This is a genomic window from Pseudoalteromonas rubra (genome assembly GCF_005887115.1).
GTDB lineage: Bacteria > Pseudomonadota > Gammaproteobacteria > Enterobacterales > Alteromonadaceae > Pseudoalteromonas > Pseudoalteromonas rubra_F.
In genome coordinates, this window is record NZ_PNCJ01000014.1 from 130,103 (window position 1) to 155,843 (window position 25,741).

General features: G+C 48.9%; 17 protein-coding genes. 10 read left to right on the top strand and 7 right to left on the bottom strand.

Translation table 11 applies throughout. The features are described 5' to 3' along the window. Window positions 1-93: 93 nt before the first annotated feature. From CWB98_RS09990 to CWB98_RS10000, 3 genes are all read right to left on the bottom strand, one after another. Window positions 94-1,833 (bottom strand): carbamoyltransferase family protein, encoded by a 1,740-nt coding sequence (locus tag CWB98_RS09990; RefSeq protein ID WP_138544736.1) that lies wholly within the window; start codon window positions 1,831-1,833, stop codon window positions 94-96. A gap of 66 nt (window positions 1,834-1,899) precedes the next feature. Beyond that, window positions 1,900-3,081, bottom strand: coding sequence for an ACP S-malonyltransferase (fabD, locus tag CWB98_RS09995; protein ID WP_249364654.1), 1,182 nt, complete (start codon window positions 3,079-3,081; stop codon window positions 1,900-1,902). After that, the gene (locus CWB98_RS10000; protein ID WP_138544737.1) at window positions 2,973-4,388 is read right to left on the bottom strand and encodes a PfaD family polyunsaturated fatty acid/polyketide biosynthesis protein; all 1,416 of its coding nucleotides are present in this window, start codon (window positions 4,386-4,388) and stop codon (window positions 2,973-2,975) included. The genes fabD and CWB98_RS10000 overlap by 109 nt, the downstream gene beginning before the upstream one ends. Before the next feature lie 255 nt (window positions 4,389-4,643). On the opposite strand from CWB98_RS10000, the gene CWB98_RS10005 reads away from it, so the two are divergent. The 4 genes from CWB98_RS10005 (at window position 4,644) to CWB98_RS10020 (ending at window position 8,738) form a co-directional block, all read left to right on the top strand. Then, on the top strand, window positions 4,644-5,963 hold the full coding sequence (locus CWB98_RS10005; RefSeq protein ID WP_249364655.1) for an AAA family ATPase: 1,320 nt from the start codon (window positions 4,644-4,646) through the stop codon (window positions 5,961-5,963). Then, window positions 5,963-6,619, top strand: a complete 657-nt coding sequence (locus tag CWB98_RS10010) for an RloB family protein (protein WP_138544738.1) — start codon at window positions 5,963-5,965, stop codon at window positions 6,617-6,619. The genes CWB98_RS10005 and CWB98_RS10010 overlap by 1 nt, the downstream gene beginning before the upstream one ends. Before the next feature lie 165 nt (window positions 6,620-6,784). Next, window positions 6,785-7,927 carry a hypothetical protein gene (locus CWB98_RS10015; RefSeq protein WP_138544739.1) on the top strand — a complete coding sequence of 381 codons (1,143 nt, stop codon included), beginning with the start codon at window positions 6,785-6,787 and terminating at the stop codon, window positions 7,925-7,927. Window positions 7,928-8,045: 118 nt separating this feature from the next. Next, window positions 8,046-8,738 carry a penicillin-insensitive murein endopeptidase gene (locus tag CWB98_RS10020; RefSeq protein WP_138544740.1) on the top strand — a complete coding sequence of 231 codons (693 nt, stop codon included), beginning with the start codon at window positions 8,046-8,048 and terminating at the stop codon, window positions 8,736-8,738. Window positions 8,739-8,777: 39 nt separating this feature from the next. On the opposite strand, the gene CWB98_RS10025 is transcribed toward CWB98_RS10020, so the two are convergent. Next, a complete protein-coding gene (locus CWB98_RS10025) occupies window positions 8,778-10,427 on the bottom strand; it encodes an alpha/beta fold hydrolase (RefSeq protein ID WP_138544741.1) in 1,650 nt (549 codons plus the stop codon). Window positions 10,428-10,999: 572 nt separating this feature from the next. Here CWB98_RS10025 and pdhR point away from each other — a divergent pair. The 5 genes from pdhR (at window position 11,000) to CWB98_RS10050 (ending at window position 19,717) form a co-directional block, all read left to right on the top strand. Beyond that, a complete protein-coding gene (gene pdhR / locus CWB98_RS10030; RefSeq protein ID WP_046003630.1) occupies window positions 11,000-11,749 on the top strand; it encodes a pyruvate dehydrogenase complex transcriptional repressor PdhR in 750 nt (249 codons plus the stop codon). Between the two features lie 68 nt (window positions 11,750-11,817). Then, complete coding sequence (gene aceE / locus CWB98_RS10035; protein ID WP_138544742.1) at window positions 11,818-14,484, top strand: pyruvate dehydrogenase (acetyl-transferring), homodimeric type; 2,667 nt, start codon at window positions 11,818-11,820, stop codon at window positions 14,482-14,484. A gap of 11 nt (window positions 14,485-14,495) precedes the next feature. Then, complete coding sequence (gene aceF, locus CWB98_RS10040) at window positions 14,496-16,382, top strand: pyruvate dehydrogenase complex dihydrolipoyllysine-residue acetyltransferase (protein ID WP_138544743.1); 1,887 nt, start codon at window positions 14,496-14,498, stop codon at window positions 16,380-16,382. Window positions 16,383-16,604: 222 nt separating this feature from the next. Continuing rightward, window positions 16,605-18,029 carry a dihydrolipoyl dehydrogenase gene (lpdA, locus tag CWB98_RS10045; protein WP_010384093.1) on the top strand — a complete coding sequence of 475 codons (1,425 nt, stop codon included), beginning with the start codon at window positions 16,605-16,607 and terminating at the stop codon, window positions 18,027-18,029. A gap of 347 nt (window positions 18,030-18,376) precedes the next feature. Then, window positions 18,377-19,717: a serine hydrolase domain-containing protein gene (locus CWB98_RS10050; RefSeq protein ID WP_138544744.1), complete on the top strand. Its 1,341-nt coding sequence runs from the start codon at window positions 18,377-18,379 to the stop codon at window positions 19,715-19,717. Between the two features lie 220 nt (window positions 19,718-19,937). Here CWB98_RS10050 and CWB98_RS10055 read toward each other — a convergent pair whose 3' ends face one another. From CWB98_RS10055 to CWB98_RS10065, 3 genes are all read right to left on the bottom strand, one after another. After that, complete coding sequence (locus CWB98_RS10055) at window positions 19,938-22,406, bottom strand: ATP-binding protein (RefSeq protein WP_138544745.1); 2,469 nt, start codon at window positions 22,404-22,406, stop codon at window positions 19,938-19,940. After that, window positions 22,387-23,568, bottom strand: coding sequence for an ATP-binding protein (locus CWB98_RS10060; protein ID WP_138544746.1), 1,182 nt, complete (start codon window positions 23,566-23,568; stop codon window positions 22,387-22,389). Before CWB98_RS10060 ends, CWB98_RS10055 begins: the two co-directional genes overlap by 20 nt. 86 nt (window positions 23,569-23,654) lie before the next feature. Further along, window positions 23,655-24,293: an ERCC4 domain-containing protein gene (locus CWB98_RS10065; protein WP_138544747.1), complete on the bottom strand. Its 639-nt coding sequence runs from the start codon at window positions 24,291-24,293 to the stop codon at window positions 23,655-23,657. 196 nt (window positions 24,294-24,489) lie between these two features. On the opposite strand from CWB98_RS10065, the gene CWB98_RS10070 reads away from it, so the two are divergent. Next, window positions 24,490-25,731 (top strand): amidohydrolase, encoded by a 1,242-nt coding sequence (locus tag CWB98_RS10070; RefSeq protein ID WP_432765886.1) that lies wholly within the window; start codon window positions 24,490-24,492, stop codon window positions 25,729-25,731. The last annotated feature ends 10 nt before the right edge of the window (window positions 25,732-25,741 follow it).

The window sequence follows — 25,741 nt, forward strand, 5'->3', positions numbered from 1 at the left end:
ACGTCTAGTCGGGCTGCGCAAACGCTGTTGTTTGAGCGTCGCGCGGGTCTTTCTCAATCGGGCAGCCACGTTTATGGCGTGACTGCCACAGGGTTACTTCTCGTAAATGGTGTTGTTGATCACCAGCACATCAATGCCGGACATCAAAAACACCGCCAGCATGTCCTCAACTGAGTGGACAATGGGCTTACCCATGATGTTAAAGCTGGTGTTCAGCAGTACCGGCACACCGGTGATTTCACGGAAGCTGTCGATCAGCTTATAGTATGGCGCGTTCCATTCTTTCTTCACGCTTTGCAGACGGCCGGTGTTGTCGACATGCACTACGCCCGGCACCTTGTCGCGCACCGCTTCTTTAAACACCAAAGTACGCTCCATATAAGGAGATTCCTGATAGTCCTCAAAGTATTCGTCGCCATATTCATGCAGAATTGACGGCGCAAAGGGGCGGAATTCTTCGCGGAACTTAACCCGGGCGTTCACTGTGTCTTTAATGTCCACCAGACACGGGTTGGCCAGGATTGAGCGGTTGCCCAAAGAGCGCGGACCAAACTCGGCACGGCCCTGTGCCCAGCCGATGATTTTACCTTCAGCCAGAAACTCCGCGGTTTTCTTATACACGTCTTCGCCATAATCGGTGGCTTTAAGGTGGCTGTAGCGGTGCAGTTTATCCAGTGATTTTTGCTTCACCTCAGAGCCGGTATAGGGGCTTTGAATTTGCGTAGAAGGCTGCCAGCTTGGGTTGTCCTGCTGGTAGCACAGCAAGGCGGCACCAATGGCATTGCCATCATCTGCCGGGGCTGAGGGTACAAAAATGTTGTCAAATTTGGATTTCGCCAGCGCGGTGCCCATAAAGGAAGAATTCAGTGCACAGCCGCCGGAAATCGCGAGGTTTTTCGACGGTGCATGCTCGTAGATGGCATCGATCAGATCCATAAAAATTTCACTGAATACCAGTTGTCCGGTGTAGGCAAAATCTTTGTAGGCTTCAATGGACTCGCCCGGCTCACGCGCCATGGCCTTGATCTCTTTCATAATGGCATTGAGGTTTTTCGGCACCACGAAGTTGCCGTTTTTCACCTGCAAAGAGGCGCGCAGCAGGTCGTAGATTTTCTGATCTTTTTTACCATAAGGTGCCAGACCCATGACTTTCCATTCTTCGCCCTTGAGCGGATCAAAGCCCAGATTCTCACAGATAATGGTGTAAAACAGGCCCAGACTTTTGAAAGAGCGCTTTACCTTGATGGGCGCCGCGGTGATCTTGCCGTCTTTATAGGTGAAGTAGTCGATACTGCTTTTCTCACCCATACCGTCTACCACCAGACAGGAGGCTTCGCTGAATGGGCTGTTAAAACAGGCATTGGCGGCATGGGTGAGGTGGTGGTCAAAATAGCGTACTTCAGTGGGCTTTTTGTTACGGTAGTTACCCACGATAAAGTTACGGCATGAGGCTTCAAAAAAGCGCGACAGGGTGCGTCCTGCAGCGGCCTGTGAGGCTCTGGCAAAGTAGAACTGGTCTTTGATGTCGCGGGTGTTGACGTCGATATTAAACGAAAAGGTTTCGAGAATGCTCAGCACCACGTTTTCAAGTATGTTGGTGCTTTTCTCGCGGCCTTTACTCCAAGTTTTGGCTATCACCAGTTCAGTACAGTCACTGCAATAGGTCTTGAGGACTTCCTCGATGTAATAGGGGTTATCCGGCAGGCAGTACAGGCCCCGTTTGTAGCCCAGAAAACGCTCGGCGTCTTCGGCAAAAATCACGTCACCCTGCTGATTGACAATCGCAATGGCAGGATCATGAAAGGAGGTGGCAAGGCCAATATAGTATTTCATCGTTTCAGTCCAAAAGTTGGGTCATTATTCTGTGTCCGGCCTGGGCCGGGGCATATTCTTTCTCTGTTACAGCGCTGTGGCTTCATCCAATGCGATATAGCCCTGCGCGCCTTCCACATACACCGCAGGTCGGTGGCCAAACAGCAACATGGCTGGGGTACGGGTGCGCATTGGCTCGCTAATATGGGCGACTTTGATTGTTGTGCCGACGCCATGCGTTTGATTCCACTGTTCAACCTGCTGTGCCAGCGCTTGGGAATCTCGTTGTGCGCACTCAGCTGCGTGTTGTTTGATCTCCGCCACTAATTTAGTGAGGACCTTCTTCGGGCCCAGCTCTACAAATGTCATGTCACCCTGCGCCAGCAGGTAGGTAATCGTTTCGGTCCAGCGTACTGAGTGAGTCAACTGAGCGACCAGCTGTGACTGGATAGTGTTGCTCTGGTGGGGCAGCGCGCTGACGTTGGCAATCACGGGGACTGTGGGGGCTTTGAACTCAAGCTCTGCCACGCAGTGTGCAAAGTCTGCCTGCACATCGGCCATATAGCGGGAATGGAATGCACCGCTGGTATTAAGTCGGATAAACCGCCCACCGGTTTGCTCTATAGCATGCTGAGCGCGCCCGATGTCGTCGCTCAGGCCTGAGATCACGCTTTGCTGCGGGCTGTTCAGATTGGCAATATCCAGCGCATCCAGCTGGTGCTCTGTCAGAGTCGCTCTTATCGCGGCCTCGTCTAACGCCAATACCGCGGCCATTGCACCGCCACGGACCTGGCTCATCAGGGCGCCACGCTGTTGCACCAGTCGCAGGCCATCTTCAAAAGACAGCGCACCGGCGGCAAACAACGCGGTGTATTCTCCCAGGCTGTGCCCGGCCATAAAGTCCGCAGGCGCCGGGTCGCGCTGCTGGTGTGCCAAAAATGCCAGCGCACTGACCACATACAGGGCAGGCTGGGTGTACTCAGTCTGGTTCAGCTGGTTATGTGGGTCGTCCAGACACAAGGTTTTAATGCAGTAACCCAGCATGTCACTGGCTGTTTGGGTTTGCTCGGGAAATAAGTCAAACCAGGCCTTGCCCATGCCAACGTATTGCGCGCCCTGTCCGGGAAATAAATAGCTTTTCATTGTTGCCTTGCCTGTGGTTAATCGACGTGTGCTGACGCCAGCCAGTGCCGGGTTCGGGTTGTCAGCACGGTGGCGGTCTCTGTCATCAGCAGCTGAGCAATGCTGGCCACATGGCGCTGTTGCCACGGCTCAAGCTCCGTGCCTTTCACCCATTGATTAAACGCCCCCAACGCCGGTCCGGTATGGACCTGAAAATTGACCCGCTCCTGGGTTGCTCCGGCAAATGCCAGTTTCATCGAGTGAGCAAAGTACCAACGAAACACGCGGGCCATCTTGTACTTAGGGTCCTGCTCCGCACGCATGACTTCCTCACTGCGTCCTTGCTGATGTAAGTACTGACAGGTTTCCTGCCAGATTTCAGCAAAGGTCTTTTTAAATACTTTGTCTTCCAGTTGCGCACGCTGCGCTGCGGGGATGGCATCCAGTGACGGATAGTGCTGATAAAGCTGGTAAAGCTTTTGCGCCCGTGCGGGGAAAAACACGCCTTTTTTAAGTACCTGTACCTTGGCACCGAGTTCAAACATGTCTCCGGCTGGGGCATAGTCGGTGTCCTGCACATTAATGTCCTGCAACAGGGTTTTCACTGCTGCTGAGGTGTCGGCTTCGACCGTGCATTGGTTAATTGAACCGGTCAGGATAAAGTCTGCGCCCATCATAAACGCGGCCGCCGCCGAGGCAGGCGTGCCAATGCCCCCGGCCAGACCGACGCGCGGTATAATGTTGAAGGCATGCTCAGCACTGAGGGTGTCGCGCAACAGTTGCATGACTGGCAGCAGCACCGCCGGCATACCCTGATCGGTATGACCGCCGGAGTCGGCCTCCACACACAGGTCGTCACACATGGCAATTTGCTTACTCAACTCAGCCTGCTCTACAGTGATTTGCTTATCTGCCAGCAATTGGGCAACGATATTGTCTGGGGCTGGGCTTAAAAACGCCCTGGCAACTTCCGGGCGCGACACTTTGGCCATCAGCTTGTTGGTTGACACCACCTGGCCCTGCTCATCTCGCACCAGGCCATGCAGGCGATACAGTACCAGCGCCGGAGTAATACGAATAAAAGCCGCCGCCTCAAGGCAACGCACCTGGCGTTTCAGGCACAGCTCAACCAGCGCTAACTCCTGCTCAGGTTGGGTCAGATTGCAGACCAGATTCAGGCCAAAGCTTTGCTTCTCTGTGAGCGTGTTTTGTATTTCACTCAGAGCCTGGTCAACGACATCGACAGACAAGCCGCCTGAGCCAAAAAAGCTCAGCAAGCCAGCCTGTGCCATAGCGATAACCAGCTTTGCCGAGGCAATGCCCCGATACATGCCGCCGCTGGCATAGGCATAGTTAACGCCATAGTCGCGCCGAAACGATGCGGCGCCCAGCTGTTGCGCTGAAATAGCTGGAAACGGGTTTGGGCTGGTGCCGCCTGAGAAAGTATGAATCAAGAATCAATGCCCGAGTATGATAATTACACCGAACCGTAATACATAATTATGAAAACATAATGGAGAAGGAGGAGAGGTTGGAGGAGTGGCTATAACGTTGCTCTGATTTTACCTAGCGTGTGCAGCGCTCTTTGATTCGCCGCTTTAAAAAAGAGCGTACTAGGTTAGGTAAGGTTGTGCTAAATCGGGTTAAAAGCTTATATCTGCACTTTTTTTGCGAAAACTGGCCTAAAAACCTACTTTAGTGGTGGTGTTATGTTAGAGTTGTATTCAATTTTGAGTTATTTAGGTGATTGGAATATGCTAATCGATTTCACCGTGAAGAATTACAGGTCGATTAAAGAGACCCAGACATTTTCTATGGCGAAGAGCTCGAGCTCTGAGTTAGCGGAGACAAATTCTTTTTCTGTAGAACGGCTAAACCTAGAATTACTGCGTTCTTCTGTAATTTATGGAGCTAATGCTTCCGGTAAGTCAAACCTTATCAAAGCTATTAAATTCCTGAAGGAACTGGTCATTTCATCTGCAAAAGAGTCTGGCTATGATGAAGATATTGAAGTTGCTTCTTTTAAGTATGACAAACACGCAAGATCAATGCCTTCTGAATTTGAATTGACCTTTGTACAAGAGGGAATCAAATATCAGTTTGGAGTGGTTGTTGGTAAAAAAAGAGTAGAAGAAGAGTGGCTTATCGCATATCCAAAAGGACGTCCCCAGAGATGGTTCACGCGGTTATATGATGAGAGTGCAGATAGGTACTACTATAAGTTTAGCGAGAGTTTTCAAGGCCAAAAAGCAACGTATCAAGCTACAACTAGGCATAATGCATTGTTTCTTTCTACGTGTGTACACCTCAATAACAAGCAACTGAAGCCTGTTCATCACTGGTTCAGAGAAAAATTACGCTTGAGTGGTATTTTTGGCTACAACAACAACTATTCTGCGAAACTTTGTACATCTGAAGATACTAAAAGCCAAGTTTTATCTTTTTTAAACTTTGCAGATATGTCTATTGACGATATTGAAGTTGAAGAGCGCCCCTTCGATACCGACGATCTGCCACCAATGTTACCAGATGATGTGAAGGCACACTTGGTAAGAGAGCTTAAAGATCATGTTGACTATGAAGTTAATATTTTGAGGAAAGATTCGGAGGGAAATATGATTCCGATTGATATTTCGGAAGAGTCTGACGGCACACAGAAGCTTTTTGGATTAGTAGGGCCAGTGATTGATACTTTGGAATCAGGGGTTGTTTTAGTTATTGATGAATTGCACTCAAACCTCCATCCAAAAATGGTTGAATTTTTGGCGTCTTTGTTCAATAACCCTAATTTGAATAAAAATAATGCTCAACTGATTTTTACAACACATGAAACATCCATTCTGTCTCAAGATATTTTTCGTCGAGACCAAATTTGGTTTGCTGAAAAATCTAATTTAGCAACAACTCTGTATTCACTTTTAGAATTTTCCCCACGAAAGAGTACCGAAAATATTGAGCTAGGTTATTTGTCAGGAAAGTATGGTGCACTGCCATTCATCAATAAATCATTTAAAATCAGGAGCTTCTGATGGGCTCTGATGACCTATTCAAAAAAAGAAAAAGAGCTGCTAAAACAAAACACTCTAGGAGAGAAGGGAGGCGATCTGCTTATGAAACTGTACTAATAGTTACTGAGGGGGAAAAGACAGAGCCTTACTATTTTCAAGAACTAATAGCTGATTATAGGCTTAATTCGGCAAATATAGTTGTTGATGGTTCTTCTAACTCCTCTCCAAGTAGTATATTAAAACATGCAAAATGCTTAGCCAAGCGAGCCAAAGAGAAAGGGATTCCTTACGATAGAGTTTATTGTGTTTTTGATAAAGACTCACATGCTTGCTATGAAAAGACTGTAGAACAAATTGGGTCGATCAGGGAATTCTATTGTGTAAGATCAGTCCCCTGTTTTGAATACTGGTTTTTACTTCATTATGACTATAGCACAGCCAGTATAGTTGGTACGGGAACACAGTCTTGCGGGGATAACGCTGTTAAGGCTTTAAAGCAGTACATACCTGAATACGAGAAAGCAGATATTAGTGTCTACCACCTGATAAAACCACATATGCAATTTGCAATCAACAATGCAAAAAGGTCTCTTGCCGAGAGTGAAAGGAATTTTAATGATAACCCTTCTACAAGTGTACACCTTCTCGTGGAATTTTTGATAAATCTTAAAGGTTGAATCTTTACTGAAATAACAGTGTTAAACCCAATGGTTAAATGTTAATTTGTTGTGTGTGGCTTGCGGTATTTGCTGTTAGATCTCAGCTCGGTAGTAACGCAGTGCCGCATTACTAGGAGCCGTTTTGGCTGCTGAGAAACATTTAATCACTTCAAGGACTAGATCATGACAGTTTTATCACGTTTTTTGTTTTTGGCTGCTGTAGTATGCAGTCAGGTAAGTCTGGCCAGTGTTCACCTGGTAGACAACGAATGTAGCGCAGCACTGAGCGCACACAGTAGCGCACAGAGTGAGTATTCGCTCAGTCAATCTGCATTGGCCCCAGACTCCTCATTACGTTTTCTCGGTTTTGACATTATAGATAAGCAAGGAGAGCCACATCTTCGGGCGCGCTTTGCTGCAAGTGGGCTGGAGTTTGCATTTTTTGATATCTACTCAGGTCAGCACTCTTTGCACTGTGGTATTTTTATCCCCGAGCGGGTTCAGAGTGAAAGGCAAGCCTGGGCTGCAGATTTGCCCGTGCGTGAGGCGTTGGCTCGTTTGCAAGACAGCAATACGCTGAATATCTGGGTAAATAGCGATCGACTGATTGAGGGGAAATCGCAGAGCTTTTTAACTGAGCTGTCTTACAGTCGAGCAGCATTGTTGAACTTATTACAACATAATAATGCAGCACGCCTGCCTTATGCTCTGAAAATGCAGCATCCCAGCGATCTCAATCAGGTTTCAGCTGACAATGATATTGTGTATTGTCTCAACTCACGGTTTGGGAAATGCGACTACAGCCACCCAGGCTACAGTGAGCTTGCACACCTGATCTTGCCCATCAAGGGTGAGGTAGTATTGGATGGTTATATCTCCCGCTTGCTGTTCAAAGAAGATGTGGAGCAAGGCGGACTGAGCGTCGCCGCAACCGATTTTGGCGTCTGGAATTGGGATAACCCGGTTTACGAACTGGGGGCGCTGCGTGGCAATGCCAAAGCCTTTTTGGCACCGTTTTTTACTTTAAGCTATCAAAGCGCAATGGACTCAGAACAGGTCCAGACCAAAATTGCCTGGGATATTCCTTCGCAATATGGGGCATTTCTAAATCGCAATACCTATGCCCGCGATTATGAAACTTACTGGCTGATGAACTTTGCGTTTGAACATAACCCGCTTGGCAGCCCTGAGCAGGCAAAGCAACTTGGCTATGCTGAGGATCACTACCAGCGCCAAACCCAAACCAGCTTTATCGCACTGACTGGCCTGAATGAGGCAAAGCAGGGGGCATTTAAACTGGCACCACTAACAGTAACTTATCCTTAACCCCCTAAACTGGCTGGGTCTTATTGCACCCAGCCGAGTAGGTATTGCATGCTGACAGCTGCCAGACACCGCAAATTTTGTCAGCAACTATTCAGCTCTGTGCGGTTACCTTGCCGCAATGACATATCGCAATTTATTACTATTCATTATGCTTGCGCCTGTGCTTGTGAGCGCTAAAACCAGCACCTGTTATGGTACAACGGCACGAGGTGCGTTGAGCGATGGGGTAGAGCTACCGCATTCGGGGAACAACTTCGAAGGTTATAGCCAGCTTGCGCGTCTGGCCGGGCGTACCTATGTACATTCAGAGGTGTATGAAATTGTGACAGCCGCCTATCAGGCGCTTGAACAAACGCACCCAGATAAAGTGTACAAGTATGCTGAGACAGGTTTTGCCGCAGGCGGACGGTTCAGGCCACATAGAACCCATCGTAATGGTTTATCGGTGGATTTTATGACGCCCGTCATCAATAAAGCGGGTGAGTCGGTCCACTTGCCAACACATCCATTCAATAAGTTTGGCTACCTTATCGAATTTGATAAACAGGAGCAGTATGACGGCTTGCGAATAGACTATGATGCAATGGCGGCGCACATTGTCGCGCTGCACCTGCAGGCAATACGTCGCGGTCATAATATCTGGCGCGTTATTTTCGATCCTAATTTGCAACCGAACCTGTTCAGCACGCAGTATGGGGAATATCTGAAAACTCAGATTCAGTTTTCTAAAAAGCCGTCCTGGGTTCGTCATGATGAACATTATCACGTTGATTTTGACATACCCTGTGAGCCAATGACTGAAACAGGGTAACGTGGTTTCAGTCATTGTGTTAAATGTGAAATAAATCTATCAGAAGTCGATTAGTGGCATAAAGGTAGCGGATGCCTGCGCAAATGCTTCGGGATCAGCTGCCTTGAGCTGCATGATACCGGCCTCTGACATGACCGCTGGCTGGCCATCAAAAGCATCGGTCGTACCAAACAGCACCAGGCTTGCCATGGTGGATGCGTCAAAGTTAAGCCCCTGCAAATCTGCGATACAGCTGGTATCTGGCTGGCTCCAGATATCCTCAATAAAGTTTTGCATGATTGTCGCACCACAGGTGCTGGCGTTTACATTCCTGGTCTGGCTGACAAAAAGTACCCCATGATGCATCCGCGGCAGCTCAACATAACGCTGATTAATGTTAGTAAACGCGTTTTGGATCAGCGGTATATAGGTATGCGGTGTTTGTGGGTCCAGGTCACCATTGAGTACCAGCGTCGGCATATAATGGTGCATTGGCTGATAGATATAAGGGTCGCTGTAACGATTGCTCCAGATCTGCTTATCTATGTGTATACGATAGCTCATAAAGTCAGGGTAGCAGGCAATGGCATCCTGACAATAAGCCAGCTTGGTGTGCAAATCGCGTTGCACATGATTAATTTCGTTGTGGGTAATAAGTTTTGAAACAACCTGCGAAAAGCCCAAAGGATCTTTGTCCCCAAGTGGTAGCACTTTTTTACCCAGGCCTTTAAAGACAAAATTATGCAGGTTATTCAGGGCCACGACGTCATCGTTGCTACACCGGTTCAGGCGATGCAGCGCGGGCAACAATATCTGCTCCACAGAGCGAGATAAGCCGAGGGATGTCAGGATATGTAAAGCCCGGCGGTCAAAGTCCAGTCCGGGGCAGTGCTGGGCGGTAAAAATATCATTAAGGCGCTGTCTGAGCTGCGACAGCGAACTGAAATTTAACCGTGACTGACAGCTTGTATCAAGCTGGCAGTAGGCGAGCAAATCATCCAGTGTCGCGTTAAAGTTCTCATCCCACAGGTCATTACCAAATTCGGCGGGTGGCAGCACAGAGTCAAGGATAATGGCCTGAGCACCGGTTGGGGCAACCTGACTGAACCTTTGTGCCCACAGCGTGCCATAAGAAACGCCATAGACATAGCTGGGCTGCCAGTCTCGCACCTTACTTTTGCCGATCACATAATCCAGATCCCGTGCTGCTGCTGTGGTATTAAACTCAAACAGACCATCACCCCATTGCTGATGGAGATCATCAAAACAGGTTTGAGCATACTGAGCGTAATCGGTGTCAACCGGATTGCCACACGCCAGATGAGTAGACCAGCCAACACCGCGATGTTCCAGTACGTATAGATCATATTGCTCGGTAAAAGGCGCCAAAGTGGTATTTAATTGCTGAACAAAAAAGCTGCCAGAGCCACCCGGTCCGCCCTGCAGCAACCAAATTTGCCCTTTACTGTTTGCCGACTTTGCAGGGTATTTAGAGACCAGCACGGAGATTTTTTTACCATCTGGCTCCTGCCAGTTAAGAGGTACGTCGGCCAGCGTACAGGTGTTTTTGCCATCTGCGGATTGAAACTGCGGCGGGCACGCACCCCAGTTAAAATCCAGATAGCGGTTAAAGTGTGACTCCGAGAGATCGGCGGCCTGACTGGTACTTGCCAGTGTTAGCGCACCAAAAGCAATCAATGATACTGTCATAGTGTTCCCTGCATGTTGTTAATTTTTTGTGTTAAGAATTCACATTATCTTATTCCCGATTTATTGTGTATCGCTTTTTACCTGAAAAAGGTTCAAGTTGATAAACCAGCTGAGTGCGCTTTTTGCTTTATTATCCCGAGCCGAGTTTTGAAAGTGGTAGTCAGCACCATGGTGTGGTGAGGTTACATGTGGGCCTAAGTTAGCCAGGCCGCAAAACCAATAAAGCGCAACCCGTCAGCGTACAATTATGACGGGTCTTTTTCATCTCCATGTTCATCTGGTCTGACCATTTTATTTTCCTTTTTTAAATCATTGAACTTGTATAAAGTTTAGACACTTTGTGGTGGCTTATTTTGTATTACTTTTAGCCGCAAAGCGCCGATTTTTGACAGTTGCGCTTGATTTTGGTAACGTAGTGCACAAATTTGGTATGACCAATTTACCTTTAGGGTTGGCCTTACCGGATCTGTTTAAGTAAAGAGTGAGCTGGATCAGCATCTTGCCTGTGTTTATACCGCTGGTGCTTGAAACAGCTGACTTGGGGTTTCACCTATAAACTCGGCGTTTAATCAATGTCTTTAAAGATAAAAGCAGCGAAATTATCAGATGTCATTCTGGAGCAACTGGAAAATATGATCCTCGAAGGGTCGTTGATGCCAGGGGAAAAGCTGCCGCCGGAGCGTGAACTGGCCAAGCAGTTTGAAGTGTCGCGGCCATCGCTGCGAGAAGCAATTCAGAAGCTTGAAGCCAAAGGGCTGGTTACCCGACGTCAGGGTGGCGGTACCTATGTAAAAAATCAGCTTGAAGAGGGTCTCACTGATCCCTTATTCGAGTTGATCAGTAAACACCCCGAGTCGCAGTTTGATTTGCTGGAGTTTCGTCATGCCCTTGAGGGCATTGCAGCGTACTACGCCGCCATGCGTGGCACGCAAACGGATCTCGATAAAGTGGAACAAAGCTTTGATGACATCGCCAGCGTTGGCGATGATTTGGTGCAAAAGGCCAGAGCCATCAATACCTTCCATTTTACCGTCGCAGAAGCCTCACACAATGTGGTGTTGCTGCATCTGATGCGGGGCATGCAGTCTTTACTGGAACAAAATGTATTGCAGAACTTAACGGTGTTAGTGCAAAAGCCGGATGCCAGCGCACAGCTTGCCCATCATCGCGAGGTGTTAAAAAACGCCGTGATCGAAGGTAAGCCTGAGCAGGCAAGACTGGCCAGTAACGCGCACTTAGCCTTTATCGAAGAGGCGTTGCTGGAAGCCGGGCGGGAGCGGTCGCGCATTGAGCGCAGCTTGCGTCGCACCAAAGCACAGTAGTACACAAACAGAGCCATAAGCTAACGCTATAGAATAAATTCGTATTTTAAACATAAGGAACACTCCATATGTCTGAAGTCAATAAATTTGACGTAGACGCGCTAGAAACCCAAGAGTGGTTACAGGCGCTTGAGTCGGTTGTAAAAGAAGAAGGCGTAGAGCGCGCGCAATTCCTGCTTGAGCAGGTACTTGAGCAGGCGCGTCTGGACGGCGTTGATATGCCAACCGGTATTACGACCAACTATGTCAACACTATCCCGGCAGATCAGGAACCTGCCTATCCGGGGGATGTGAATCTGGAGCGTCGTATTCGCTCTATCATCCGCTGGAATGCGATCATGATCGTACTGCGCGCTTCTAAGAAAGATCTGGAGCTGGGCGGACATATGGCGTCGTACCAGTCGTCTGCAGCGTTTTATGAAATGTGTTTTAACCATTTCTTCCGCGCACCAAATGAAAAAGACGGCGGCGACCTGGTTTATTATCAGGGCCACATTTCACCAGGTATCTATGCCCGTGCATTCGTTGAAGGTCGTTTGACTGCGGAGCAGCTAGACAACTTCCGTCAGGAAGTAGACGGCAAAGGCCTGTCTTCTTACCCGCACCCTAAACTGATGCCTGAATTCTGGCAGTTCCCAACTGTCTCTATGGGTCTGGGTCCAATCGCGTCTATCTATCAGGCACGTTTCCTGAAATACCTTGACGGCCGTGGTCTGAAAGACACCGCCGAGCAGCGTGTATACGCCTTCCTGGGCGACGGTGAAATGGATGAGCCAGAATCTCGTGGTGCGATTTCTTTCGCAGCCCGTGAGAAGCTGGATAACCTGTGTTACCTGATCAACTGTAACCTGCAGCGTCTGGATGGCCCGGTAATGGGTAACGGTAAGATCATTCAGGAACTGGAAGGTCTGTTCAAAGGCGCTGGCTGGAATGTCATCAAAGTCGTATGGGGTTCAGGTTGGGACAAGCTGCTGGCGAAAGACACCACAGGTAAGCTGCTACAGCTGATGAACGAAACCATCGATGGTGACTACCAGACTTATAAAGCTAAAGATGGCGCATACGTACGTGAGCATTTCTTCGGTCGTTACCCGGAGACTGCGGCACTGGTTGCGGACATGACAGACGAAGAGATCTTCGCGCTGAAGCGTGGTGGTCATGAGCCATCTAAACTGTTCGCAGCGTTTAAAGCGGCACAAGAGACTAAAGGTCGTCCGACGGTGATCCTGGCTAAGACTGTTAAAGGTTACGGCATGGGTGAAGCGGCAGAAGGTAAAAATATCGCCCACCAGGTGAAGAAAATGGACATGACGCACGTTGAGCACCTGCGTTCACGTCTGGGCCTGGAAGACTTAGTATCTGACGAGCAAATCAAAGACCTGCCTTACCTGACACTGGAAGAAGGGTCTGCAGAGTACGAATACCTGCACGCACGTCGTAAGGCACTCCACGGTTACACGCCGCAGCGTTTGCCTAACTTCACAGAAGCGCTGACGCTGCCAGAGCTGGATGCGTTCAAGCCGCTGCTGGAAGAGCAAAAGCGTGATATCTCAACGACTATGGCGTATGTTCGTGCGTTGAACATCCTGTTGAAAGACAAAGGCGTTGGCAAAAACATCGTACCTATCATTGCCGATGAAGCGCGTACTTTCGGTATGGAAGGCCTGTTCCGTCAGATTGGTATTTATAACCCGCACGGTCAAAATTATACCCCTCAGGACCGCGACATTGTTTCTTACTACAAAGAAGCCACGTCTGGTCAGGTACTGCAAGAAGGTATCAACGAGCTGGGTGCAATGTCTTCATGGGTAGCGGCGGCAACGTCTTACAGCACCAATGATCTACCAATGATCCCGTTCTACATCTACTACTCTATGTTCGGTTTCCAACGTGTTGGCGACATGGCGTGGATGGCGGGCGACCAGCAGGCGCGTGGCTTCTTGCTCGGTGCAACAGCAGGTCGTACAACGCTCAACGGTGAAGGTCTGCAGCACGAAGATGGTCACTCGCACATTCAGGCGGGCACGATCCCTAACTGTATTTCTTACGACCCAACGTTTGCGTTTGAAGTGGCGGTTATTCTGCAAGACGGTATCCGTCGTATGTACGGTCCAGAGCAGGAAAACGTGTTCTACTACCTGACGCTGATGAACGAAAACTATCATCAGCCTGCTATGCCAGAAGGCGCCGAAGAGGGTATCCGTAAGGGTATCTACAAGCTGGAAAGCTACACTGGCGACAAGGCTCAGGTACAGCTGATGGGCTCAGGTACTATTCTGAACGAAGTACGTAAAGCAGCGCAGATCTTGAGCGACGATTACGGTATTGCGTCAGACGTATTCTCTGTCACGTCATTCAATGAACTGGCACGTGACGGTCAGGACGCTGAGCGTTTCAACATGCTGAACCCGGATGCAGAACAAAAAGTATCTTACATCAGCACTGTACTGGGCGAAGCCCCGGCAATTGCGGCCACTGACTACATGAAGAGCTATGCCGATCAGGTTCGTGCTTTCATGCCAAGCGTTTCTTACAAAGTGCTGGGCACCGACGGTTACGGCCGTTCTGACAGCCGTGAAAACCTGCGTCGTCACTTCGAAGTGAATGCAGGCTATGTCGTGGTTGCTGCACTGAGCGAGCTGGTTAAGCAAGGCAAAGTTGAAAAATCAGTAGTAACAGACGCTATCAAGAAATTTGATATCGACACAACCAAAACCAACCCACTTTACGCATAAGAGGCTAAGTGATGGCAATCGAAATTCATGTACCAGATATTGGCGCCGATGAGGTTGAAGTAACCGAGATTTTGGTCAGCGTTGGCGACACGGTAGAAGAAGAGCAGTCGCTGATCACCGTTGAAGGCGACAAAGCGTCAATGGAAGTGCCTGCTGCGCAAGCGGGTACAGTTAAAGAAATCAAGATCAGTGAAGGCGACAAAGTGTCGACTGGTTCACTGATCATGGTCTTCGAAGCAGCGGGCGATGCGCCTGCTGCTGAGGCAGCACCTGCCCCAGCTCCGGCTGCTGCGGCGCCAGCCCCGGCAACTGCTGAAGTGAAAGAAGTTCACGTACCAGACATAGGTGGTGACGAAGTTGAAGTCACTGAAATTCTGGTTGCGGTTGGCGATAGCGTTGAAGCCGAGCAGTCTTTGATCACGGTTGAAGGTGACAAGGCTTCAATGGAAGTTCCAGCACCATTTGCCGGTACAGTGAAAGAAATCAAAGTTGAGATTGGCGGCAAAGTGGCCACCGGCAGCTTAGTTTTTGTGTTTGAAACTGCGAGTGCAGCAGCACCGGTTGCAGCAGAAACTGCGCCTGCCGCAGCCCCGGTTGAAGCAACGCCTTCACTGCAGGAAGTACAAGTACCAGATATCGGTGGCGACGAAGTTGAAGTCACTGAAATCATGGTGGCAGTAGGTGACAGCGTTGAAGAAGAACAGTCTTTGATCACCGTTGAAGGCGACAAGGCCTCAATGGAAGTGCCTGCGCCATTTGCCGGTACTGTGAAAGAAATCAAAGTTGCTGCTGGCGACAAAGTGTCAACGGGCTCACTGATCTTCGTATTTGAAACTGTTGCAGCTACAGCACCAGCTCCGGCAGCACCTGCTGCGCCTGCAGCTGCACCGGCTCCGGCGGCCAAAACGGCTCCGGCAGCGGCTCCCGCGCCAAGTGCAGCCAAAGACGAGTTTGTTGCTAATGATGATTATGCCCATGCCTCGCCTGTGGTACGTCGTCTGGCGCGCGAGTTTGGCGTTAACCTGGCACGCGTTAAAGGTACTGGCCGTAAGAACCGTGTACTGAAAGAAGACGTGCAGAACTATGTGAAAGAACTGGTTCGTAAGGTTGAGTCTGGCGAGATCAGCAAAGGCGGCAGCACAGGTGGCGGTGAGCTGGGTCTGATCCCTTGGCCAAAAGTCGACTTCAGCAAGTTTGGCGAAGTCGAAGAGAAGAAACTTTCTCGCATCCAAAAGATCTCTGGCGCTAACCTGCACCGTAACTGGGTTCAGATCCCACACGTGACGCAGTTTGACGAAGCCGACATCACCACGCTGGAAGCATTCCGTAAAGAGCAGAATGTGCTGGCAGAGAAGAAGAAAATGGGCGTGAAGATCACCCCATTGGTATTCGTGATGAAAGCAGCGGCAAAAGCACTGGAAGAGTTCCCGACCTTTAACTCATCGCTGTCAGAAGATGGTGAAAGCCTGATCCTGAAGAAGTATGTAAACATCGGTGTGGCAGTGGATACGCCTAATGGTCTGGTTGTGCCTGTCTTCAAAGATGTCAACAAGAAAGGCATCATCGAGCTGTCTCGCGAGCTGATGGACGTCTCTAAGAAAGCCCGTGAAGGTAAGCTGACTGCGGCTGATATGCAGGGCGGTTGTTTCACTATCTCAAGCCTGGGTGGCATCGGCGGTACGGCATTTACGCCAATCGTGAATGCTCCGGAAGTGGCTATCTTAGGTGTCTCTAAATCTGAGATGAAGCCGAAGTGGAATGGTAAAGAGTTTGAGCCGCGCCTGATGGTGCCGCTGAGCTGTTCATACGACCACCGTGTTATTGACGGTGCACTGGCAGCCCGCTTTACTGTGACCCTGGCCAATTACCTGAGCGACATTCGTCAGCTGGTAATGTAAGTCAAAGCAAAACCGCATGACCCCAGGTTGTGCGGTTTTGTCATATTTTTACTGTCCTGTCTGATATTTGGGCGGGACATCTGTGGGTGCGAATGATACACTTTCGCGCAACAAAAAACTCTCTCTGGTTGTTGGTGGCAGCGCTTGCCGATGATCAGGCACAATTGGGTGCGGATACTCACTCGAGTAGAGTCCCGTTCGAATAATAGTTAAGGTAATAACATGAGCAACGAAATCAAAACTCAAGTTGTTGTACTAGGCGGTGGTCCTGGTGGTTACTCTGCAGCATTCCGTGCAGCAGACCTAGGTTTAGAAGTTACATTGATCGAATCTCGCGATACCCTGGGTGGTGTGTGCTTGAACGTAGGTTGTATTCCTTCAAAAGCACTTTTACACGTGGCTAAGGTAATCGACGACGCAGCTGAAATGGCTTCACACGGTGTAACTTTCGGTGCTCCTCAAATCGACCTGGACAAAATCCGTAGCTGGAAAGAGTCTGTAATTGGTCAGCTGACAGGCGGTCTGTCTGGCATGGCGAAAATGCGTAAAGTGAAAGTAGTTAGCGGCTACGGTAAATTCACCGGCTCTAACTCTATCGCGGTTGAAGGTGCTGACGGCACAACCACTGTAAACTTCGACAACGCCATCATCGCTGCGGGTTCTCAGCCTGTAAACCTGCCTTTCATCCCACAAGATGAGCGTATCATTGACTCAACTGGCGCACTTGAACTGAAAGACGTACCAGAAAAACTACTTGTTCTGGGTGGTGGTATCATCGGTCTTGAGATGGGTACTGTGTACCGTGCACTGGGCTCACAAATCGACGTGGTTGAATTTGCAGACCAGTTGGTTCCTGCGGCTGACAAAGACGTTATCAAGATTTACCAGAAGTACGTGAAAGACAAGTTCAACGTAATGCTGTCTACTAAGGTTGTTGCGGTTGAAGCGAAAGAAGACGGTATCTACGTTTCTTTCGAAGGCAAGCAAGCACCAGAAGGCCAGGTACGTTACGACAAAGTACTGGTTGCTGTTGGTCGTACGCCTAACGGTAAACTGCTTGACGCAGACAAAGCGGGCGTTGCGGTTGATGAGCGTGGCTTCATCAACACAGACAAGCAAATGAAGACCAACGTAAACCACATCTACGCGATTGGTGACATCGTAGGTCAGCCTATGCTTGCACACAAAGCAGTTCACGAAGCACACGTTGCTGCTGAAGTGATCTCTGGTAAGAAACACTACTTCGATCCTAAGTGCATTCCTTCAATCGCGTACACAGATCCAGAAATCGCATGGGTTGGTGTGACTGAGAAAGAAGCGAAAGAGCAAGGTCTGAGCATTGAAACTGCGGTATTCCCGTGGGCTGCATCTGGTCGTGCAATTGCTTCTGCACGTACTGAAGGTCAGACTAAGATGATCTTCGACAAAGAGACTGGTCGCGTGATCGGTGGTGCTATGGTTGGTATCAACGCCGGTGAAATGCTGGGCGAGATCGGCCTGGCAGTAGAGATGGGTGCAGACGCAGAAGACGTGGCACTGACTATCCACGCTCACCCAACGCTGAACGAGTCAATTGGCCTGGCGGCTGAGATCTTTGAAGGTTCAATCACTGACCTGCCTAATAAAAAGGCAGTCAAGAAGAAGTAATTCACGCTTCTTAATTGAACTGAAAAACCCGGCTTAAATAGGCCGGGTTTTTTGTGTCTGTTGCTCGCTATATTGGGTGGTTTTTTGGCACAGTTCTTCATCCCTTTGGACTTTGCATATCGGGAGGTCGTTTTTGTTGAACGGGCAGGGACTGTACTTGCTTTAGAGGTCTCACAAAGTCTCTCTTGCTTATACCCTCAGCAGATCGCGCCGGGCGCTAATGCTCTGTAGATACTGCTCTGTAGACACCCACACCCTGTTACGCGGTTTAAAGTAACACTGCGTTGTGAGCACCGGGCCTGTATGTTAACGTGAAACGGACCGATAACAATAACAAGGACTTCGTCATGGGAATTAAGCCGTATTATGCGGGCATTTTTGGGTTGGCAATGAGCTGTCATGTACACGCAGATAAAAGTGATTTTGACGCCACTTTGGCGTGTTATACGCAAGCTGGACAACCTGGGATCGCAGTGCGTATTGAGCAGGGCAGTAAGCTGTTATACAGCGCTGCAAACGGCCTTGCTGATATCGAAAGTAAACTGCCACTGAATACTGAGCAGGTGTTTCAGATTGGCTCCATCACTAAGCAATTTACGGCTGCGGCCATTTTGCAATTGGCTGACAGGAAAAAACTATCGATACAGGATCCGCTGGGAAAATACATCCCGTCACTGAGCCCCGACTATGCCAAACTGACTATCGATCGGGTATTGTCACATACATCAGGATTACCAAACTACAATGAAGGCCCAGAGATAGGCGCCAAAATGGCGCATTATCGTACTTTAGATCAGATCCTGACAGAGATTGTACAGGCACCCGTATTGTACAATTCGGGTGAAGGTCATACCTATTCCAATACCGGCTATCTGCTGCTCGGTAAGATAATCGAGCAGGTATCCGGGTTAAGCTACAAAGCTTATCTGCAACAGCATATCTTTACGCCACTGGGCATGAAACACTCGCAGGTGCTCACCAAAGGTACGGGCGGCGATGAAGTAAAAGGCTATAGCTCAGTAGACAGCACAAGGGCACCTGTTGCTCCATTTCATGTTGATCGCAGTTGGATTTATTCTGCCGGTGGCATAGAAACAACCCTGGCCGATATGAGCCGCTGGCATCATGGCTTGAAAACTGGAAAAGTTGTCAAGCCTGCTTCATATCGGGCAATGGTGACCAGTGCTATTCTGAACGATGGCTCCCCAGCCACTTATGGCTATGGCTTCTATCTTCGTCCCCTGGCCGGACAAACAAGCTATTTCCACGAGGGAGGTGTACCCGGATTCCTGGCCATGTCGGCGTATTTTCCCGAGGCAGACTTGTTCGCCATTGCGCTCAGCAACCAGGACACCTTGCACCCGGGGCCTGCACTTCTGGACATGGTCGCGCAGCACCTGAATATTACGCCAAAGCCACTACCAGATGTGAAGGTGAGCGATTTTGCTAAAACTTTAGTTGGCGAGTATCAGTCAGCTGGTCAGCAGCTGACAGTGACATTTGAGAAGGGGATTCTGTACGGGCAAAAAGGGAAAGGCGAAAAACGTAAACTGGTCGCCAGAACCAATAACGCTTTTTCTTTTGAATGCACGCAGAATTACTATCAACTTAGTATGGCTGAAGGTAAAACCAGCCTGACTCCAGTTGGGTTGTATCGGGGTCAGGGCAAGCCGCTGTTTAAGTTGTAAGTGGTTTCTGCTTATTGAGAACGCATATTTGAGCGCTGTGCTTAACTATACAGGCTCAGATGACCCCTTTTTAGTCTGTGAGTAGATACCGGCTCAAGGCCGGTATGACGGTTGTCAAATTGACTTCGCGCCGCTAGGGTCACATAGCCATAAAGAAAAGTGCCGTTTAGCGATCAGAAAATGCGTGGTACCCAATCATTCACTATCTTGATGCCTTCACCTAAGCATATTTCACCGACCAATCTTCGATTTCGTTGAGCACTTCATCAACGGTTTCTCTAAGCTCGGCGCCCATTTTTAATACCTCATTGGGATATTTATCCTGCATTAAGGTCATCAGGGCATAGTAGATGGGTTTAAAATACTCTTTCAGCTCATATTGTTCAAACCAGCGTTCAACCAGGTTCGTCTGGCCTTTGGCGAGAAAGGCAATAAAGAGAGCGGTGAATGTTTTTTCGGCTGAACTTTCAGACTCAACAAACTGACTGAGTAAACTGTCCATAGTTTGGGCAGCGTCCTGAAAAAGGTCATTCCAAAGCATAGTGCGAATTAATATGGCTGTAGGCCTTAACTGTGAGCTGTTTTTTACTCCCAGCTTCGCATATTGCAAAGCCGTAAGTTTGTTCTTGGGATCTGACTGAGTGTGATAGCAGAGTGCTAACATCGAATAGACAATACTATCCTCATTATTGCTCAGGTGTTGCTTAAAATAATCAATGGCCTGTGAGAAGTTTACTTTGTATATGTTTAGAAAGCCCAACATATCCAGTACAGATTCTCCAGCACCTTGTGCGGATAAGAAGTGTTGTTCTGAAAGGTCGTATTCCCCTCCTTCCAGGTATATTTCACCCAAGATCCTGTGATAGTAACCTGTGTGTCTGCTTTCCAGTTCAGATTGCGCGGCTTGCAGAGCTGCTATGGCTTTATCCAATTGAGCAGATTTTCTATAGATACTGGTCAATATTATTGCTGCAGTGATATTTTCAGGTTCGATGTCTGTTATTTGCTTGAATGCTATCTCGGCATCGGTATTCTTACCTAGCCTAAAATAGATAAAACCTTTTATAATCAGAGCACTAACACTGTCTCTTTCTTGTAACGCTTCGGCGAGCGTGAGTAGCTTGTTTGGTCTAGCTTCTTCAGCTTTATCCTCTGCCATGGCAATCAGAGCAACCTCCTCTATAGAAAGTGCACTAACAGCCTTTTTAACAGCCTCAGTCATATCTGCCGGTTCGTCACTTTGCAGCCACTCAATCAGGATCTGTTTGTTTTTATCACCTTGCACATCTGTGATATCAATCAGTTCTTTACTCAGCGCGGCATGGCCCGCACCGCTCAGATACTGCTGAGTTTGCTCAAGAATTTGCTGTTTGTCTGTGTGCTCAAGCTGGTCACTGCACAACAATGCATTGGCAAAGGTCAGTGTGGCTTGGGGATGGCACTGGCCTGTAAGTTGCGCAAGAAAAGACTGGCTGCGGTGTTTTAGCTCGTCGCCAACGCACCAGACTTCCATAAAACGCGTCAGCCAAAGGACCCGGTTTTTGTCACGGCGTCTGCCATAGCGCATCAGATACCAGATATTAAAAAAGCGCTCCTTAATGCGATACAGGTTGTTCTTGCTATCGGTTTTGATTTTTTCAATGACCCAGTTTTTCTCCAGCTGGCTGAGCTGGGCCGAGATATTTTTGCTGGGCAGGCGGGTTTTTTCGGCTATCTCCTTGGCTGAGATGGCATCCCAGTGCAGTGCGATGGCGTTGACTATGGGCTTTTGCTGTGGTGCTAGGTCGTCCATACGGTGTTTATACAGCGGCGTGGTGCGGTCTATGGTTTCTTCCAGCAGTGCATAGGTCTTGCCGTTGGCGCCTTCCATCAGAATATTAAACAAAATAACCAGTGTGCGCGGAATACCGCCCGTTAAGCGCCGGATAGATTCAATACGCTGCGGCTCTTGCTCAAGGATAGCCAGCAACCTTTGTTCTTCACGTTCACCACTGTGACTGGCCAGTGCCCGCAACAGCGCCTCGGTATCTGGCTTGTCTAATCCGGCTAAATTGATCACTTCAAAGAACTGGTAAAACGGGGCCTGGTGATCGTAAAAAGCTTCCAGGCTGACCGCCGAGCCACCTATCAGCCTGAAGTAAGGATTGGTGGTGAGCACTTCCCTGAGTATCTCTGTTTCTTTGCGATTAAAGTTTTCGAATAGTTCCACCAGGTTATCAATGAATAACACAACCCGTTTGTCTTGCTTTTTGAGCCGGTCACTCAGCAACTGAATTGCGGCTTTAGGGTCTGGATCCTGACCAGCAATGGCATCCAGCCCATCCAGCAGCCCGGCAAACTGGTCGTGATAATGCTCTTCCAGCTCTTCAGCGACGCGCTCCCAGAGCGTAAACAAAGAGCTGATCCCGTATTCTTCTTCTTTAAAGGTGACAGGCAGCAGCCAGGTGTTCAGCTCGTCACTTTGTGCAAGCTCTATGGCAAGGCGTCGCAGCAAGGTGGTTTTACCGGCGCCGCGCACGCCCTGGATCAGGTAATTTTGTTCGGGCACCTCTTTGTTGGTGCTGGCAATGGCACGCCAGATTTTTTTGTATTCTTTCAGGCGGATCACAAAGTGCGTTTTTATGAACTGGTCTGATGCATTTTGTGCGTTGTATAGCTTTACGCCTTCTTTATAGTCGTCGAGTTGCATAGCGCCCCCACCATTCTTTGAGCATGGGCGAGGTGAACTGATAACACTGCGCCTGATTGATAAAAATATAACCATCGTGGATCAGACAGTCGATCACGTATTGGCAATTGGTTTGCTGATACTGGCTTTCCTGCGAGAGGTTAAACAAGTGGGATCCCGGCAGCTGTACATGCTCACACATCGCTGTTAATACGTCACTTGCCAGTGTTTTTTCGCTGTCCGCAAAACGGTTTAGTCGTTCTGCCCAGTGATTAAAGTGAGATTGATACTGTATCGAAAACAGCTTGTTGTAAGCGGCGTCAATATTTGCCGGGCTGACAGAGTCCAGTCCTTCATCAAAATACACATCAACCAGCTGCATCCACAGGATCTCGATGTAATAGGGCATCAGCCAGCCAACCTTGTCGAGCAGATAATCCTGCGCTGTGGCATCAATCTGGATGGGCTCCAGTTCACGATGGTTGAGCGTGTTGATAAACTCGCGGCCCTGAGCCTGGCTTAGTGGCGCAATAGACACCGGGATGAGCACATTGATGAGATCTGACAGTGCCATTTTGCTCACCAGCGTGTCCAGCCCAATTGAGCCTGTCAGCACAAACTGCACATGTTGGTTTAGCCTTTGCTCTGACCACAACTCACGACAACCAGATAAAAATGACTCCGCGCTTTTGTGATCTTGCTGGTTATAGATTTTCTCAACAACATCCGGGAACTCGTCAATGATAAGCACCAGTTTTTTGTCCAGTGTCAGTGCACTGAGGGCGGCGCTGAGATCTCGGTGAGTGAGCTGACGGTCCTGATGATCAAACTCGATACCCGTGGCGCCGACTGATACGCCGGTAATGCTGCTGCGAAACTTGTCAATTTGATCTTTGCCCCATTTAAAAAGGCTACTCAGTTGGTCGGTAAACTCGGAGCGGAACAGGTTGTCTATGATCTGTTTGTAGTATTCGTGCTCGGTTGCACAGGATTGCACGATATTATAGAGAAACACATAGCCATCTGGTGGGTTGTCTTGCAGGTAAAACAGCATAGACGTTTTACCGACACGCCGCGGGGCAAGGACCAGCAAGTGGCTTCCGTCTCTGAGCCGCCGCAACAGCTTATTTTGATCTTTTTCTCTGGGGAAATATTTATTACCCCGAACCACCTGACCTGCCATAATGCCTCCTGACAAAATTCTTATAGTCAAAGTTTAGTGACAATAAATTTATTGTCAAAAATTTTGGCAATAAAATTTTTGTCATCTTAGAGAGAGGGTGTCGTTAAAATAGTTCGAATGGCTTTGGCGGTATCTGCGCCTATGCCGTCAACAGCCATTAACTGGGACTGGGTAGCATTAAATACGGCTTCAATTGAGCCAAAATGGTGTAGCAATCTTTTGGCCAGTTTGGGGCCGACATTTGGCAGGCCTTGCAGCAGGTATAGCTGTTTTCTCATATATGTTTTTGGCCTAAAACCCTTGCGCGGCAATACATCAGAGTTTAAACGGCGCTGCTGCTGCGCAGCATATTGCATAAGCTTTACCGTTTCTTGTTGATTGTGCGTTCTGGGTGTTGTTATGGCATAAATCAGTCCTATGCTGGCCAGCGCGCCTAGCACTGCTCGCCTATCCATAGTGCAGTTCCGGATATCAGCGGCGTTGCCTTCAATGATTAGGAGTGGCTGAAAACCTGAGTCAGAGAGCCGTTGCGCCTGGCTAAGCAGCCTGCCATCAATGATGGAAATCAGCAGAGCTCTGATTTGTTTGCGTTCTATAATCAGCCAGTCATCGATCAGGTAGTCACCCACAGTCAGGCGCTGTCTTATCAGGTTGACGGACTGACTGGTAGAGAGTAATTCGAGTATTCCAGGCGCTTGTTCACGGTCATCAGCTACTATATTCATTATCCAATCCTTGTTCTATGGCTACCTTGCCTGTTCAGTTTAGCTCACCGCACCCATCCCGGCTCTGTCGCAAATCCCTGTCTCTAATAACTTTGTCTGTTATTTTGTTTAGCGACTAATAACAAATATAAAAGGAAGGGGTATGAACAAATCTATACTGAGTCTGAGTTTGGCGCCGATTCTGGGGGCTTTGAGTATGAGCGCTCTGGCGGCGGATCATGCTAGTTTGCTTAAGCAGGTGGAGCCTAAAGTGATTGAATGGCGGCGGGATATTCACCAAAATCCTGAGCTGGGTAATCGTGAGGTACGCACAGCGGCTAAGGTGGCTAAACACCTTAAAGCGCTGGGCATGGAAGTAGAGACCGGAATAGCGTATACCGGAGTAGTAGGTATGCTCAAAGGCGCCAAGCCTGGGCCGACTGTGATGTTACGTGCGGATATGGATGCGCTACCGGTGACTGAGAAGAACGACCTGCCGTTTAAATCCACCAAAACCACTAATTACCGGGGTGTGGATGTGGGCATTATGCATGCCTGTGGCCACGACACCCATGTGGCCATGTTAATGGGCGCGGCCGAGGTACTTGCCGGCATGCGTGATGAGCTCGCAGGCAATGTGATGTTTGTTTTCCAGCCTGCTGAAGAAGGTGCACCTGAGGGCGAAGAAGGTGGCGCTGAATTGATGCTCAAAGAAGGGATCTTTAAAAAGTATCAACCTGATGTGGCGTTTGGTTTGCATATTACCTCTAAGCTGAATGTGGGTCAGCTGGGATATCGCAGTGGCCCAACTATGGCCAGTGCCGACCGTTTTGAGATCAGTGTCAAAGGAGAGCAAACTCATGGTTCTACACCCTGGGCTGGCGCAGATCCGATAGCTGCTGCGGCGCAGATAGTGTCTGGGGTAAACCACATTGTCAGTCGTCAGATCAATATTACCAAAGAGCCGGCGATAGTTTCGTTCGGCAAAATTGCCGGGGGGGTGCGCAATAACATCATTCCCGAAGAGGTAAATATGGTCGGTACCATACGTAACTTTGATATGGATAACCGCGCGCAGATATTTAAAAAGCTGACCCATACCGCAGAGCATATCGCTCAGGCCTCCGGTAACACGGCAGAAGTAAAGATCATTGAAGGTTATCCGGTCACGGTGAACGACCCGGCCCTGACTGAGCAAATGCTACCCACGCTTGAAAAAGTGTTTAGTGCTCAGGGTATGATTGAAATGCCTAAAGTGACAGGCGCTGAAGACTTTTCATTCTATGCGATGGAAGTGCCCGGGTTATTCGTATTTTTGGGCGGTACACCTAAGGGAACCGATCCCAGAAGCGCTGCCAGTAATCACTCACCGTATTTCATTGCCGATGAGTCTTCGTTTAAACTGGGCACGCGGGCGCTGACTGAGTTTACGCTGGATTATATGGCGCAAGCTAAATAGCGCCGGGGTA